General features: G+C 67.4%; 13 protein-coding genes and 1 tRNA gene. 4 read left to right on the top strand and 10 right to left on the bottom strand.

Annotation, left to right across the window (positions count from 1 at the left end):
* Positions 1-213: 213 nt before the first annotated feature.
* The 8 genes from ychF to AC5P88_RS19055 all read right to left on the bottom strand — a co-directional run bounded on the left by ychF (position 214) and on the right by AC5P88_RS19055 (position 7,198).
* The gene (gene ychF, locus AC5P88_RS19090) at positions 214-1,305 is read right to left on the bottom strand and encodes a redox-regulated ATPase YchF (protein WP_049432727.1); all 1,092 of its coding nucleotides are present in this window, start codon (positions 1,303-1,305) and stop codon (positions 214-216) included.
* Between the two features lie 142 nt (positions 1,306-1,447).
* Positions 1,448-2,026: an aminoacyl-tRNA hydrolase gene (gene pth / locus AC5P88_RS19085; protein WP_005408192.1), complete on the bottom strand. Its 579-nt coding sequence runs from the start codon at positions 2,024-2,026 to the stop codon at positions 1,448-1,450.
* A 48-nt stretch (positions 2,027-2,074) separates the two neighbouring features.
* Positions 2,075-2,692 (bottom strand): 50S ribosomal protein L25/general stress protein Ctc, encoded by a 618-nt coding sequence (locus tag AC5P88_RS19080; RefSeq protein WP_014036085.1) that lies wholly within the window; start codon positions 2,690-2,692, stop codon positions 2,075-2,077.
* A 110-nt stretch (positions 2,693-2,802) separates the two neighbouring features.
* Positions 2,803-3,762: a ribose-phosphate diphosphokinase gene (locus AC5P88_RS19075; protein ID WP_005415400.1), complete on the bottom strand. Its 960-nt coding sequence runs from the start codon at positions 3,760-3,762 to the stop codon at positions 2,803-2,805.
* Positions 3,763-3,902: 140 nt separating this feature from the next.
* Positions 3,903-3,979: transfer RNA gene (locus AC5P88_RS19070), tRNA-Gln, on the bottom strand.
* A gap of 11 nt (positions 3,980-3,990) precedes the next feature.
* Positions 3,991-4,860, bottom strand: a complete 870-nt coding sequence (gene ispE / locus AC5P88_RS19065) for a 4-(cytidine 5'-diphospho)-2-C-methyl-D-erythritol kinase (RefSeq protein WP_495225771.1) — start codon at positions 4,858-4,860, stop codon at positions 3,991-3,993.
* On the bottom strand, positions 4,857-5,516 hold the full coding sequence (lolB, locus tag AC5P88_RS19060; RefSeq protein ID WP_495225770.1) for a lipoprotein insertase outer membrane protein LolB: 660 nt from the start codon (positions 5,514-5,516) through the stop codon (positions 4,857-4,859). Before lolB ends, ispE begins: the two co-directional genes overlap by 4 nt.
* Positions 5,513-7,198, bottom strand: coding sequence for a tetratricopeptide repeat protein (locus AC5P88_RS19055; protein ID WP_181358237.1), 1,686 nt, complete (start codon positions 7,196-7,198; stop codon positions 5,513-5,515). The genes lolB and AC5P88_RS19055 overlap by 4 nt, the downstream gene beginning before the upstream one ends.
* A gap of 63 nt (positions 7,199-7,261) precedes the next feature.
* Between AC5P88_RS19055 and hemA the strand changes: the two genes are divergently transcribed.
* The 4 genes from hemA (at position 7,262) to ppk2 (ending at position 12,324) form a co-directional block, all read left to right on the top strand.
* A complete protein-coding gene (gene hemA, locus AC5P88_RS19050) occupies positions 7,262-8,545 on the top strand; it encodes a glutamyl-tRNA reductase (protein WP_495225769.1) in 1,284 nt (427 codons plus the stop codon).
* The gene (gene prfA / locus AC5P88_RS19045; RefSeq protein ID WP_106550854.1) at positions 8,523-9,605 is read left to right on the top strand and encodes a peptide chain release factor 1; all 1,083 of its coding nucleotides are present in this window, start codon (positions 8,523-8,525) and stop codon (positions 9,603-9,605) included. Before hemA ends, prfA begins: the two co-directional genes overlap by 23 nt.
* Positions 9,606-9,610: 5 nt before the next feature.
* Complete coding sequence (locus AC5P88_RS19040) at positions 9,611-11,323, top strand: O-linked N-acetylglucosamine transferase, SPINDLY family protein (protein ID WP_495225768.1); 1,713 nt, start codon at positions 9,611-9,613, stop codon at positions 11,321-11,323.
* A 218-nt stretch (positions 11,324-11,541) separates the two neighbouring features.
* Positions 11,542-12,324, top strand: a complete 783-nt coding sequence (ppk2, locus tag AC5P88_RS19035) for a polyphosphate kinase 2 (protein WP_106550852.1) — start codon at positions 11,542-11,544, stop codon at positions 12,322-12,324.
* 590 nt (positions 12,325-12,914) lie between these two features.
* Here ppk2 and AC5P88_RS19030 read toward each other — a convergent pair.
* On the bottom strand, positions 12,915-13,487 hold the full coding sequence (locus AC5P88_RS19030; RefSeq protein WP_106550888.1) for a TlpA family protein disulfide reductase: 573 nt from the start codon (positions 13,485-13,487) through the stop codon (positions 12,915-12,917).
* On the bottom strand, positions 13,484-14,758 hold the full coding sequence (locus AC5P88_RS19025) for a YihY family inner membrane protein (RefSeq protein WP_049428781.1): 1,275 nt from the start codon (positions 14,756-14,758) through the stop codon (positions 13,484-13,486). Before AC5P88_RS19025 ends, AC5P88_RS19030 begins: the two co-directional genes overlap by 4 nt.
* Positions 14,759-14,778 lie beyond the last annotated feature (20 nt).

Here is a 14,778-nt window from a genome sequence, read left to right as displayed (position 1 = left end):
CAAGTCCATCGCAGCCGAGCATCGGCTCGGCTCTACATCGGGTTCGCCGGTTTTCCACACCCGACGTGGAAAGCGATGGGAGTTTGCTGTGGACAAGTGCCGGCGAACATCACACCGCAAGCGTTTCGCAGTGTGGTGCTTTTTTGTCCATACCCGCAAACGCGAACGCCCCGCACAGGGCGGGGCGTCCAGGGTCGATCCGTTGCCGCAGGATCAGACGTTGAAGCGGAAGTGCAGGATGTCGCCTTCCTGCACGCGGTATTCCTTGCCTTCCAGGCGCAGGCGACCGGCTTCCTTGGCGCCGGCTTCGCCCTTGTACTTGATGAAGTCGTCATACGCGATGGTTTCGGCGCGGATGAAGCCCTTCTCGAAGTCGGTGTGGATGACCGCGGCGGCCTGCGGGGCGGTGGCGCCCTTGCGCACGGTCCACGCGCGGACTTCCTTCACGCCGGCGGTGAAGTAGGTCTGCAGGCCCAGCAGGCTGTAGGCCGCGTTGATCACGCGGTTCAGGCCCGGCTCGCTCAGGCCGAGGTCGGCCAGGAAGGTGTCGCGGTCTTCGTCATCAAGCTGCGACAGCTCTTCTTCGATCGCGGCCGACACCGGCACCACCTGCGCACCTTCGGCGGCGGCATGCGCACGCACGGCTTCCAGGTGCGGGTTGTTCTCGAAGCCGTCTTCCAGCACGTTGGCGATGTACATCACCGGCTTCAGGGTCAGCAGGAACAGGTCACGGACCAGCGCCTTCTCTTCTTCGTCCAGGCCCACCGAACGACCAGCCTTGCCGTCCGACAGCGCGGCCTGCAGCTTGGCCAGCACCGGCTTGCGCGCCGCGGCATCCTTGTCGCCACCCTTGGCTGCGCGCTCGGCACGGTTCAGCGCCTTCTCGACGCTGTCCAGGTCGGCCAGCGCCAGCTCGGTATCGATGGTTTCGATGTCCGAGATCGGATCGACCTTGCCGGCCACGTGCACGATGTCACCGTGCTCGAAGCAGCGCACCACGTGGGTGATCGCATCGACTTCGCGGATGTGCGCCAGGAACTTGTTGCCCAGGCCTTCACCGCTGGCAGCACCGGCCACCAGGCCAGCAATGTCGACGAACTCGACCGCGGTCGGGATGACCTTCTGCGGGTTGATGATGCCTGCCAGTTCGCCCAGGCGCGGATCCGGCACCGGCACGATGCCGACGTTCGGTTCGATGGTGCAGAACGGGAAGTTCGCCGCGGCGATACCCGCCTTGGTCAGCGCATTGAACAGGGTCGACTTGCCGACGTTGGGCAGGCCGACGATGCCGCATTTGATACCCATGGGTGACAGCTCTCTGGGGTGAAAGTGATTGGTGAAACAGCGCGCGCGCTGCTTGGCCAATCCATCTCGATGTTGATCATTGTGTGCCAACCAAGGTTGGCACCCACCGGAATCAGGAAGGTTGGCACCTACCCAAAGCGGGTTATTTCGGGGTGTGCAGGCGCTTCATCGCTTCGCTGAAATCGCCCTGTACCGCCAGCGGCATCACGTCGATCGCATCGTCGATGGCGCGCGCGATCAGCACGTCGTCCTCCTTGGACGGACGCCCCAGCACCCAACCCACCACGCGGTCCTTGTGGCCGGGATGGCCGATACCCACGCGCAGGCGATGGAACTTGCCGTGGCCGAGCAGGCGGATGGTGTCGCGCAGGCCGTTCTGGCCACCGTGGCCGCCGTCGAACTTCAGCCGCGCCACGCCGGGCGCCAGATCCAGTTCGTCATGGGCCAGCAGGGTCTCTTCCGGCTCGATCTTCCAGAACCGCTGCGCCGCCGTGACCGACTTGCCGCTGAGGTTCATGAAGGTGGCGGGCTTGAGCAGCCACACCGTCTGCCCGGCAATCTCGACCTTGGCGGTCTCGCCGAACAGCTTGCTGTCCACATTCCATCGCGCACCGGCTTTTTCCGCCAGGGCCTCAACGAAATGAAACCCGGCATTGTGCCGGGTCCGGGCGTGTTCCGATCCGGGATTGCCCAGACCGACGATCAGTCGCAGTCCTGCCATGGTTCCTTCCAGTACGGTGCCTGCCCGGAGGCAGGCACCGTAGCGGTATTACTCGGCGGCAGCCGCTTCTTCGTCGGCCGCGTCGGCCTTGCCGGCCTTGGCGGTGACGATGGCGTCGTCGTGGTCCTTGCCCAGCGCCAGCGCCGGGATTTCCACGCCCTTCGGCAGCTTGATGTTGGACAGGTACACCACGTCACCGGCCTTCAGCTCGCCCAGGTCGACTTCGATCGACTCCGGCAGGTCCTTCGGCAGGCAGGTGATGGTCACTTCCTTCAGTTCGTGGGTGACCACGACGTCGGCAGCCTTGCCGGCCGGCGAGGTGTCTTCGTTGATGAAGTGCAGCGGGACCGAAGCGGTCAGGGCTTCGTTCTCGTTCACGCGCTGGAAGTCCAGGTGCATGATCAGCTGCTTGTACGGGTGGCGCTGCATGTCACGCAGCAGGACCTTCTGCACCTGGCCGTCCAGGTTCAGGTCCAGGATCGAGGCATAGAACCACTCGTTCTGCTGGGCCAGCCAGATTTCGTTGTGGTCCAGGCTGATGGCGACCGGCTCGGCGTTGCCGCCGTACACGATGGCCGGGATCACACCAGCGTGACGCAGGCGGCGGCTCGCACCCTTACGCTGCAGTTCACGCTTGGTGACCTTGATTTCATGGGTCTTCGACATTTTCGACTACTCAGGTTGTTGCCGCGCCTTGCGGCGTGGCGGTTGAAGATGCTTCCGCGACCAGAAGCACCCGGGGTATGCCCCCACCGTTGCCGGCGAGGGCGAAAAACTCAATCGACGTACAGCGAGCTGACCGACTCGCCGAAGGCGATGCGGCGCATCGTTTCGGCCAGCATTTCCGCCACGCTCAGCTGGCGGATCTTGCTGCACACCCGCGCCGCGTCCTTCAGCGGGATGGTGTCGGTCACCACCAGCTCGTCGAGCTGGGAATTGGTGATGTTGTCCACTGCCGGGCCCGACAGCACCGCGTGGGTGCAGTAGGCAGCGACCTTGAGCGCACCGCGCGCCTTCAGGGCAGCGGCAGCGGCGCACAGGGTGCCGGCGGTGTCGACGATGTCATCGACCATCACGCAGGTCTTGCCTTCGACGTCACCGATGATGTTCATCACGGTGGAGACGTTGGCGCGCGGGCGGCGCTTGTCGATGATCGCCAGGTCGGCGTCATCCAGGCGCTTGGCCACCGCACGGGCGCGGACCACGCCGCCCACGTCCGGCGAGACAACAATCAGGTTCTCGGTGCCGTAGGCGCGCCAGATGTCGGCCAGCAGCAGCGGGGACGCATACACGTTGTCCACCGGAATATCGAAGAAGCCCTGGATCTGGTCGGCGTGCAGGTCGACGGTCAGCACGCGATCAGCACCAGCGGTGCTGAACATCTTGGCCGCCAGCTTGGCGGTGATCGGCACGCGCGAGGAACGCATGCGGCGATCCTGGCGCGAGTAACCGAAGTACGGCACCACGGCGGTCACGCTGGCCACCGATGCGCGCTTGAGCGCGTCGATCAGCACCAGCAGTTCCATCAGGTTTTCCGCGCTCGGCGCGCAGGTCGGCTGGATCACGAACACGTCCTGCTTGCGGACGTTCTCTTCGATCTCCACCTGCACTTCACCATCGGAGAAGTGCGAGACCAGCGCCTTGCCCGGGCGAACCCCCAGTTCCTTGCAGATGTTCTGCGCCAGACGTTTGTTGGCGTTGCCGGAAAAGACCAGCAGGTTCGGGGACTCTTGCATCATGATTGTCTCGGGCGGGGACGAGTGGCGGGGATCCGGAGTCGGCAAGGACCCTGATGGACCCTTGCTGCTGACAACACCGCGGTTGTTTCCACGTCCCGCGCGGGCGATGCGCTGGAAGGCGCGGACACAGCCGCTATTGGCAGGGGCGGTAGGATTCGAACCTACGAATGCCAGGATCAAAACCTGGTGCCTTGGGCCTCTTGGCGACGCCCCTGCATTGATAAATCAGTGTTGCTCGAGTGCATCCAGCAGTGGCGAACGCGCAACGCCCGCTGCCACCCTTGCCCGCAACTCCTTCGGCAACTTCGACCGTCCCTGCTCTGCAGCAGACTGCGATGCGAACTCGACGAAACAACCACTTCCCGAACCGGTCAGCCGCGCGGACCCGATACTGCTCAACGCGACAAGCGCCGCCTCTACGGCAGGCTCGCGGCGGCGCAGCACCGGTTCGAACGCGTTCCCGACCAGGGTCCCGGAAGCGAAGTCCTCTATTTTCGCAACTGGGCTGTCGCGCGTCAAATCCGGGTCTGCAAACAGCGCCGGCGTAGGAACATGAACGCCTGGTTCGACCACCACGTACCAGGCCGGGGCCAGGGTGATCGGCTGCAGGCGCTCGCCCACGCCTTCGGCCCAGGCATTGCGGCCGCGCACGAACACCGGCACGTCAGCGCCCAGGCGCAGGCCCAGCGCGGCCAGCGCATCCTCGTCCAGACCGGCCCGCCAGAGCCGGTTCAGCACCACCAGTACGGTGGCCGCATCGGAGGAACCACCGCCAAAGCCACCACCTGCAGAAACGTTCTTTTCGACGACGATATCTACGCCTTGCGCGATATTGGCGACCTCTTTCAGCAGCTTCGCTGCGCGCACCGCCAGATCGTCGGCCTCGGCCACGCCTGCCAGGCCATCCCCCTGCCGGCGCACCAGGCCGTCTTCACGCAGGCGCAGGCCGATGCGGTCACCCCAGTCCAGCAGGCGGAACACGGTCTGCAGCTCGTGGTAGCCATCGGCACGGCGGCCGGTGATGTGCAGGAACAGGTTCAGCTTGGCCGGGGCCGGCCACCAGGACCAGCCCGCGTCGTCGCCTGCGCCATTCATGGGGTGCCCTGCCCCCACTGGTCCACCAGCAGGCGCACCTTGGCGTCCTCGCTGCTGGCCTCGATGCGGCGCGGCAGCGCCGGGCGCTCGCCCTCGGCCGGGTACCAGTCCAGGTACTGCACGGTCCAGCCCATCTGCTGGATGCGGCGCGGGCGCCCATCGGCATCGCGCTCGACCTTGTCGGGGGCGCCGGAGTCGCCGGCCACCAGGCCGCGCACCCAGTCCGGCAACTGGTTCACCGGCACATCCCAGCCGGTGGCCTCCAGCAGCAGGTCCTGTGCGTCCTCACCGTCCCGCGGACCGCCCGGCAGCCCTTCCAGCCGACCGGCTTCGTAATGGGTATCGCCGATCAGCTTCCAGCTCTGCCGGGTCACCGGCGCGCTCAGCTCGACCACATAGCGCCGGCCTTCCTGCTTCCAGTCAATGCGGCCGCTGCCGGCGTCCTTGCCCTTGCTGACCGCGACCCGGCCCTGGAACGCCCAGTCCGGCTGCGCGTGCAGCGCGGCCACGCGCGCGACCTCGGCCTGCGCGGCTTCGGCGGAAACGGTCTCGACCACCGCCGGTGGCGGGGTCTTCTGCGTGCCCACGGTGGTACAGGCGCTGACCGCCAGGGTCACGGCCACCAGCAGCAGCGGCCGGATCATCGAAACACTCATGGATTGAATTTCTCGCGGGCGCGCAGCAGCGCGCGGTTTTCGGGATCGAGCTTGGCCGCTTCCTCGAAGAAGTGGCGCGCCTCGTCATGCTTGCCCAGCACCCACAGTACTTCGCCCACATGTGCGGCGATCTCCGGGTCCTTGGCCAGGGTCCAGGCACGGCGCAGCTGCACCAGCGCTTCTTCCTTGCGCCCCAGGCGATACAGCACCCAGCCATAGCTGTCGACGATGGCGGCGTTGTCCGGCTCGGCCACGCGCGCGCGGTCGATCAGTTCCAGCGCTTCCTGCAGGCGGCCAGTACGGTCGGCCAGGGTATAGCCCAGCGCGTTCAGCGCCGGCACGTTTTCCGGGTCGGTCACCAGGATCTTGCGCAGGTCGGCCTCGGCACGCGGAATGTCGTCGCGGCGTTCCCAGGTGAGGGCACGGGCGTAGAGCAGGCCATTGTCATCCGGGTAGGCGGCCAGGCCCCGGGCCAGCGCGTCCAGCTCCCCGGCACTGTCGTCGGCGCGCTGGCGCAGTTCGGCTTCCAGCAGGTAGGCGTCGCGACGCACGTCGTCGTCGACCACCGCATCGGACTGGATCGCGTGCACTTCATCCAATGCCTGCGGCAGGCGCCCGGCCAGGGCCTGCGCATTGGCCGCGCGCAGGCGTGCCTCGCTCAGTTCATCGCCACCGGGCACGCTGTGGTACCACTGCACGGCCTCGGGGTAACGCTTGAGGTATTCGGCGATCTTGCCCAGCAGCAGGCGCTGCGCCGGGTCCGGCTTGGCCGCCTGTCGTGAAAGTTCGTTGTAGAGATTGGAGAGCGCGGCCTTGTCGCCCTGCTTGGCCAGCAGCGAAGCGCGCATGCCCCAGGTCTGCACGTCCTGCGGGCCGAAGGCCAGTACGCGCTCGGCTGCGGACGGCTGGCCGAGACTGTCGTAGGCAATGGCCACTGCATTGCGCAGTTCCGGGTCCTGTCGGGTTTTCGGCTCCACATCGTGCAGCAGCGACAACGCCTTGCCGGTCTCTCCGGCCTGCTGCAGCTGGCTGGCACGCAGCAGCGCCACGCGCGGCTCTTCGGGGAAGCGCTTGACCACTTCATCGATCATGCGCCGCGCCAGGTCGGGCTTGTCCATGCGCAGGGCAAGGCGACCGAACTCCTGCCAGGCCTCGATCTTCGGCGGAATGGCGTTGGCGTCGACCAGCTCGCCCAGCACCTGCGCCGGCACCGCCGGGTCGCGGCCACCGCCGATCAGGGCGGCCAGGGCGAACTTCCAGCCGCGCTCGTCGGGGTCGGCCAGCAACGCCTGCAGATCGCCAAGCGCGGCCTTCACATCACCCTGGCGCATGGCCAGCGCGGCAGCGGCACTGCGCATGGTCAACGAACTGGGCGCGCGCTGCTGCCACAGGGCCAGGCCCTTGGCGGCACTGGCATCATCGTTGGCCAGCATGGAAATGCGGGTGGCACGTTCGGCCAGGCCGGCGTCGCCGTCGGTCTGCTGGGCCGCCTGCAGGTACCAGCGGGCGGCCTCGGCCAGCTTGCCGGCCTGCAGGGCGAATTCACCGGCCATCACCGGTTCCAGCGCCAGTTCCTCCGTGGCCGGGGCCCGTACGGGGGCCTTGGCCGGCACCGCTGCCAGGGCCTGGGCACAGGCCAGGGACAGCAGCAGAACACTGGGGATGCGAATCAATGCGGGCATCGTCGGCATCGGGGCCTTAAAATGTCGTCCAATGGCCAGCAGCTTATCGCAAGCAACTGAACAATGACCCTGTGGGTGCTCGGACTGAATCACCAGACCGCACCGGTGGAGCTGCGCGAGCGCGCGGCCTTCGCCGGTGAGGCGTTGCCGCGCGCGCTCGGTTCGCTGCGCGATACCCCGCAGATCGCCGAGGCGGTGCTGCTGTCGACCTGCAACCGCACCGAACTGTACGCCGTGGCCGATTCGGCGCAGGCACTGGACCAGTGGCTGCATGCCCAGGCCGGTGACCTGCAGGGCTACCTGTACCAGCATGCCGATGCAGAAGCGGTACGCCACCTGTTCCGGGTCGCCACCGGGCTGGATTCGATGGTGCTGGGCGAACCACAGATCCTTGGCCAGGTGAAGGATGCGTGGTCGACCGCGCGTGACCACGGCCTGCTCGGCCAGCGGCTGGACCGCCTGTTCCAGCAGACCTTCTCGGTCGCCAAGCGTGCGCGCACCGACACCCAGGTCGGCGCCAATCCGGTGTCGGTCGCCTCGGCCGCAGTGCGCCTGGCGCAGAACGCCTTCGCGCGCCTGGACGATTCCACCGTGCTGCTGGTCGGCGCGGGCGAGACCATCGAGCTGGCTGCACGCCACCTGAGTGAGGGCAAGGTGCGGCGATTGCTGATCGCCAACCGCACCCTCGCCCATGCGCAGGAGCTGGCCAGCCGCCACGGCGGCGTGGCACTGCCGCTCAGCGAACTGGACCGCCACCTCGGCGAGGCCGACGTGGTGTTCTCGGCCACCGCCGCGCGCGAACCGGTGATCCATCGCGAGATGGTGGCCAAGGCCCTGCGCGCACGCCGGCACAAACCGATGCTGCTGTTCGACCTGGCCGTGCCACGTGACATCGAGGCGGAGGTCGGCACGCTCAACGACGCCTTCCTCTACACCGTCGACGACCTGGAGCGCGCGGTGGAAGACAACCGCCGTGGACGCCGCGAGGCAGCCGCCGAGGCCGAGGCGATCATCGACCTTCAGGTATCGCGCTTCGTCGAGACCCAGCAGGCCAGCGCCCACCAGGCGCCGCTGCGACAGCTGCGTGCGTTCGGCGAGGCCACCCGCACTGAACTGCTGGAACGCGCGCGCCAGCAGCTGGCCAATGGCAAGCCGGCCGACGAAGTGCTGGAACTGCTGGCGCACGGCCTGACCAATCGATTGCTGCATCCTCCTACCGCTGCCCTGCGCGCTGCGGCACTGAGCGGCGATGCCGACCTGACCCGCGCCGCCGAGCGCCTGTTCCCGGCCACGCCGGGTTACCGCCACCCACCCGTGAGACCCGATGACGCCGACCCTGCGCCGTAAGCTGGAAGCGCTGGCCGAGCGCCGCGAAGAACTGGAACGCCTGCTCGCCGAACCCGACGTGGTCGCCGACAACACTCGTTTCCGCGACCTTTCGCGCGAATTCGCCCAACTTGAACCGGTCGCTGCTGCACTCGCCGATGAAGCGCGTGCCAAGTCCGACCTGGCCGCCGCCGAAGGCATGCGCGCTGATCCCGACCTGCGCGAACTGGCCGACGAGGAAATCGCCGCCGCGCAGGCGCGCCTGCTGGAACTGGAGCAGGAACTGGCGCTGCTGCTGGTACCGCGCGACCCGCGCGATGAAGGCAACCTGTTCCTGGAAGTGCGCGCCGGCACCGGTGGCGATGAGGCGGCGATCTTCGCCGGCGACCTGTTCCGCATGTACGCCCGCTATGCCGAGCGCCAGGGCTGGAAGGTCGAGATCGAATCGGACAATCCCGGCGAGCACGGCGGCTACAAGGAAGTGGTGGCACGCGTGGTCGGCCGGGGCGCGTTCTCGCGCCTGAAGTTCGAATCCGGCACGCACCGCGTGCAGCGCGTGCCGGCCACCGAATCGCAGGGCCGCATCCATACCTCGGCCGCAACCGTGGCGATCATCCCGGAAGCCGACGAAGTCGATGACATCGTCATCAACCCGGCCGACCTGAAGGTGGATACCTTCCGCTCCTCCGGCGCCGGCGGCCAGCACGTCAACAAGACCGAATCGGCGATCCGCATCACTCACGTACCGACCGGCGTGGTGGTGGAATGCCAGACCGAACGCAGCCAGCACGCCAACCGCGACAAGGCGATGAAGCGCCTGAAAGCGCAGCTGCTCGACGCCGAGCGCCAGCGCCAGGACGCCGCCCAGGCTGAGTCGAGGCGCCTGCAGGTAGGCAGTGGCGACCGCAGCCAGCGCATCCGCACCTACAACTTCCCACAGGGGCGCATCACCGATCACCGTGTGGAAGGCCTGACCCTGTACGACCTGCCCAACATCCTGGCCGGCGACCTCGACCCGCTGCTGCAGCGGCTCAGCCACGAACACCAGGTCGACGCCCTGGCCCAGCTGTCGGCGGGCTGAGCACGATGTCGGCCTGGCAGCAGCGACAGCAACTGCAGCAAGCGATCGCCCGCCAGCCCGACGACTTCGTCGCCTGGGTGATGCTGGCCGACGTGGAACTGGAAGCCGGCGACATCGCTGCCGGCGAACAGGCCGCGCGACGTGCCCTGCAGCTGCGCCCGAACCACCCCGAAGCGCTGGCACGGCTGGGCCGCGTGGCGTGGATGGCCGGTGCACATGGCGACGCGGCCAAGCTGCTCGGCCAGGCCTCGGCGCTGGCACCGCAGCATCCCGGCATTGCGCTGTGGCTGGGCCACGCACTGGAAGATGCCGATGATGCCGAAGGCGCGTCGGCGGCCTATCGACGCGCACATGGGCTGATGCCGGCCGAACCGTACATCGCCGCCCAGCGCCTGGCCTGGCAGCGTCGCCTGTGCGATTGGCAGGACGTGGATACGCTGGCTGCACAGGTGCGCGCCGCCGTTGCCAGCGGCCAGGGCGTGGTCGAACCGTTCGCCTTCCTCAGCGAGGACGCCAGCGCTGCCGAACAGCTGGCCTGCGCGCGCACCCGTGCGCTGGCCGTGGCTGCCTCGGTGCGGCCATTGCCACCGGCAACGGTGCGCCCGCGCGGCGCGCTGCGCGTCGGTTTCCTTTCCAATGGCTTCGGCGCACATCCAACCGGATTGCTGACCGTGGCACTGTTCGAGCAGCTGCGTCACGACCCCGCACTGCAACTGCATCTGTTCGCACTGAACCGCGACGACGGCAGCCGCATCCGCCAGCGCCTGCAGGCAGCGGCGCAGCTGCATGATGTGGCCGGCCTGCGCCATGCCGATACCGCCGCACGCATCCGCGCCCAGGGCATCGACCTGCTGTTCGACCTGCGCGGCTGGGGCGGTGGCGGCGCGCCGGAAGTGCTGGCGATGCGCCCTGCCCCGCTGCAGCTGAACTGGCTGGCCTATCCAGGCACGTCGGGGGCGCCGTGGATGGACGCGGTGGTCGGCGATGCCTTCGCCCTGCCGCCGGCACTGGAGCCGCACTACAGCGAACACGTGCTGCGCCTGCCGCGCGCCTTCCAGCCATCGGACAACACGCGTGTGCTGGAGCCTGCGCCGCCCCGTGCCGACTGCGGTCTGCCCGAGCAGGGCGTGGTGTTCTGCTGCTTCAACAACAGCTACAAGCTCAATCCGCGCAGCATGGGCCGTGCCTTCGCAGTGCTGCATGCGGTGCCCGGCAGCGTGCTGTGGCTGCTGTCCGGGCCCGGCCAGGCCGATGCGCGCCTGCGTGCCGCCGCACAGGCCGCGGGCCTGGACCCGGCGCGCCTGGTGTTCATGGCCAAGCTGCCGCATCCGCAGTACCTGGCGCGCTATCAGCTGGCCGGCCTGTTCCTGGACACGCATCCGTACAACGCCCACACCACCGCCTCCGATGCGCTGTGGGCCGGCTGCCCGGTGCTGACCTGCCCGGGTGACACCTTCGCCGCGCGCGTGGCCGGCAGCCTCAACCATCACCTCGGCCTGGCCCGGCTGAACGTCGCCGACGATGCCGCGTTCATCGCCACTGCCAGCGCACTGGGCAACGACCCAGCGGCGCTGGCCGCGTTGCGCGCTGAGCTGGTGCAGGCACGCGAGCGCAGCGGGCTGTTCGACATGGGCGGGTTTGCCCGCGATCTGTCGGCGTTGCTGCAGCAGCTGGCGCGTGAGCACGGCTGGGTGGGTACAGTAGAACCGACGGGGTAACTTCGATTGGATGGCGTCGACTGGGTAACGCCGATTGGATGACGTCGACTGGATGACGTCGACTGGGTAGATTCGACTGTTAGTCGACTGCCCTAGGCGCAGAACGCAAACCCCCGCGCTTCGCGCGATAGTCGACTGACAGTCGACTCTACCCGGCATCGACATCGTTTGAGCGCCACCTGCGCTACGCTCGGGCTTCCTTCCCGCGTGGTGTGACGATGGCCAAGCTCAAGCGCAAGGAGTACGACGACCTGCTGCTGCCACTGCAGCTGGAACTGACGGCGATGGCGCGCTGGGTGCAGCACAGCGGGCAACGCCTGCTGGTGCTGTTCGAAGGGCGCGACACGGCGGGCAAAGGCGGCGCGATCCAGGCCATCAGCCAGCACCTCAACCCTCGGCAGTGCCGGGTGGTGGCCTTGCCCAAGCCCACCGACCGTGAAGCCACGCAGTGGTATTTCCAGCGCTACGCCTCGCACCTGCCGGCCGCCGGCGAGATCGTGCTGATGGACCGCAGCTGGTACAACCGCGCCGGCGTGGAACGGGTGATGGGCTATTGCAGCGAGACCGAGTACCAGCAGTTCCTGCGCCAGGCGCCGGTGTTCGAGCAGCTGTTGGTGGACGACGGCATCCTGCTGTTCAAGTACTGGCTGTGCGTTGACCAGGAGCAGCAGGAGAAGCGCTTCGCCGAGCGTCATATCGACCCGCTGAAGGGCTGGAAGCTCTCTCCGGTGGACCTGAAATCACGCAGCAAGTACAGCGCCTACACCGAGGCCCGCGAGGCGATGCTGCGCGCGACGCATCGCGAGGCGGCGCCGTGGACGCTGGTGGATTTCAACGACCAGCGGCTGGGCCGGCTGACGCTGGTGCGCAACCTGCTGGACCGGCTGCCGGATACGCGCGTGGATGCGCCGTTGCCGGAGCTGCCGAAGCTGAAAGGCAAGCTGCATCGCGAGCACTACGACGTGCTGAAGCCGATCGAGGATTTCCCGGTAGAGGAATAGGGTTTGTTCGGCAGGGCCTGCGGCCCTGCACCTGCAGCGGCCTTCGAGCAACGGCCGAAGCAACAGCAACAGCGGGTATCCCGTGGGGTGGCGGGGCGGTATCGGAGTGCGGGGACGCCGTAAACCCGTCCATGGGGGCTTGGCCGCGGCATCCATGCCGCGGACACCCCGCACTCCGATACCGCCCCACCTCTGACAGATTCCGGCGATCTGGTAGATCCACGCCATGCGTGGATGAATCTCCATTGAAATCGAATATTTCGACAATGGAACGAAGAGCATCCACGCATGGCGTGGATCTACCGTGTCGACCAAGGTCGACACCCACCAGGAGCAGGCCATGCCATTCCGACAGATCGCGGAGATCTGTCGAAGGCGGGGTGGGTCCGGTTGCGGGGGCGTGAGCCGCATGGATGCGGCGACCGAGCTTACAGGGACGTACTTGCAGCGGCCCCCGCAACCGGACCCACCCCGCCTACCCACAGGAAACCCGCTTGGGCTGTTGCTGTTGCTGTTGCCGTTGCTGGGGTTGCCGGCCAGCGGCCGGCACTACCGCGGGTGCAGGGCCGCAGGCCCTGCCGACCAACCCCCTACTTGGCAGCAGCGATCTGCTTTTCGATATCCGCGGCGGTCACCGGTCCGAGGAAGCTGTGCGCCAACTTGCCCTGCGGATCGATGAGATGCGTCAACGGCAGGCCACGCGGCGTGGCGAAATCGGCCGGCGGATCGAACGGGTCGACGATCACGATCGGATAGGTCACCGGATGCTTGGTCAGGAATGCCTGCATCTCCGGCGCTTCGATGTCCTCATACGCCAGGCCGACCACTTCAATGTTGCTGCGCATCGCATGCAGCGCCGACAACTCCGGCATTTCCTTGCGGCACGGGGCACACCACGTCGCCCAGAAATTCACCACCACCCACTTGCCACGGTGCGCGGCCAGGTCGTAGTCGCTGCCATCAACCGCCTTCATCTTCAGCGTCGGGAACTCGGCGGTGGTGCGTTCGGCCGGGGTCTCCTCGACCGGTGCCGGCGTGCTCGGTGTCGGTGCCTGCGCCGGCGGCTGGCTGCTGGCCGGGGTCGGCTCCTGCGCCGGCTTGCAGGCTGCCAGCGCCAACAGGAGGGCCAGCGGGAGCAGCAGCAACGGGGTCTTGCGGGTCATGGCATGTCTCCAGATTCGGTGTAGATATCGCTGACCTTGCGCTTGAGGCGTTCGCGCAGGGGCAGTCGCAGGTCGTCCAGTGCCGCCAGTGCGGCGCGACCCAGGCTGTCGTCCCGGTACGGCAGATGCTGCTCGGCCACCGGGATGCGCAGCTGGGTGCATTCGTACAGATCGGCCAGGCTGACCTGGTCCAGGTCGCGCGACAGCAACCACTCGCCGCGCTCGTCGCGGCGCAGCAGGCCGATCTCCTGCAGGTTGCAGGCCAGGTCCTGCAGCAGCGAATCGGTCAGCATCGGCTCCAGCCGCAGGATTTCATCGTCAGCCAGGCCCTTGCCCTTGGCACGTGCATGGTGGAAGCGGCCCAGCAGGCGCAGCAGGCCATAGAACTCGTAGCCCTGCGGCAGGCGCAGTTCCACCGGCTGGTAGCGGAAGGCCGCCATCGACGAGGACAGCGATGCGCCCAGCAGCACCGCCACCCAGCACAGGTAGATCCACAGCAGCAGGATCGGCACGAACGCCACCGTGCCATAGAGTTTCTGATAGGACTGGAAGCTGCCCAGGTAGGCGCCGATGCCCCATTTCACCAGTTCCAGGATCACCGCCGCCAGGATCGCGCCGGGCACTGCATGCCGCCACTTCACCGTGTGATGCGGCACCACCCGGAACATCAGCGTGATGCAGACGAACTCGATCAGGATCGGCGCCAGCCGCAGCGCCAGTTCGGCCAGCCAGCGGCCCTCCTGGGTGCCGAACAGCGGCATCGCGAACACCCGCGCCGACACCGCCAGCGAAGCGGCCGCGAGCATCGCGCCCAGCGTCAGTACGGTCCAGTAGACCAGGAAACGGGTCAGCTTGGGCCGGGTCGAACCGACCCGCCAGATCTGGTTGAAGGTCTCTTCAACACTGTTGAGGGTGATCAGCAGTGACACCACCAGCGCGATGAAGCCGGCGGCGGTGAGCTGGCCGGCGCTGGCCGAGAACTGCCGCAGGTAGCCCTCGGCCGCGCGCGCGGCGTTGGGCACGAAGTTGGAGAAGACGTAATCGCTGAGCTGGTCGCTCCAGCGGTCGAAGACGGGGAAGGCCGAGAGCACGCCGAACACCACGATGGCCAGCGGCACCAGTGCGAACACCGTGGTGTACGCCAGCGCCGCCGCTGCCTGGAACAGGCGGTCGTCGAGGAAGCGATGCCACAGGAAGCGGCCGAAACTGATGGCCCGTGCGCGATCCCGCGCGCGCTCCATCCACAGGTTGAGCGTATCCAAAGGTTCCATCGGTGGAAGGGTACCCGATG

The sequence above is a fragment of the Stenotrophomonas sp. YJH_SMC_8 genome (assembly GCF_059371315.1).
This window is presented reverse-complemented; position numbering and strand designations above follow the sequence as displayed.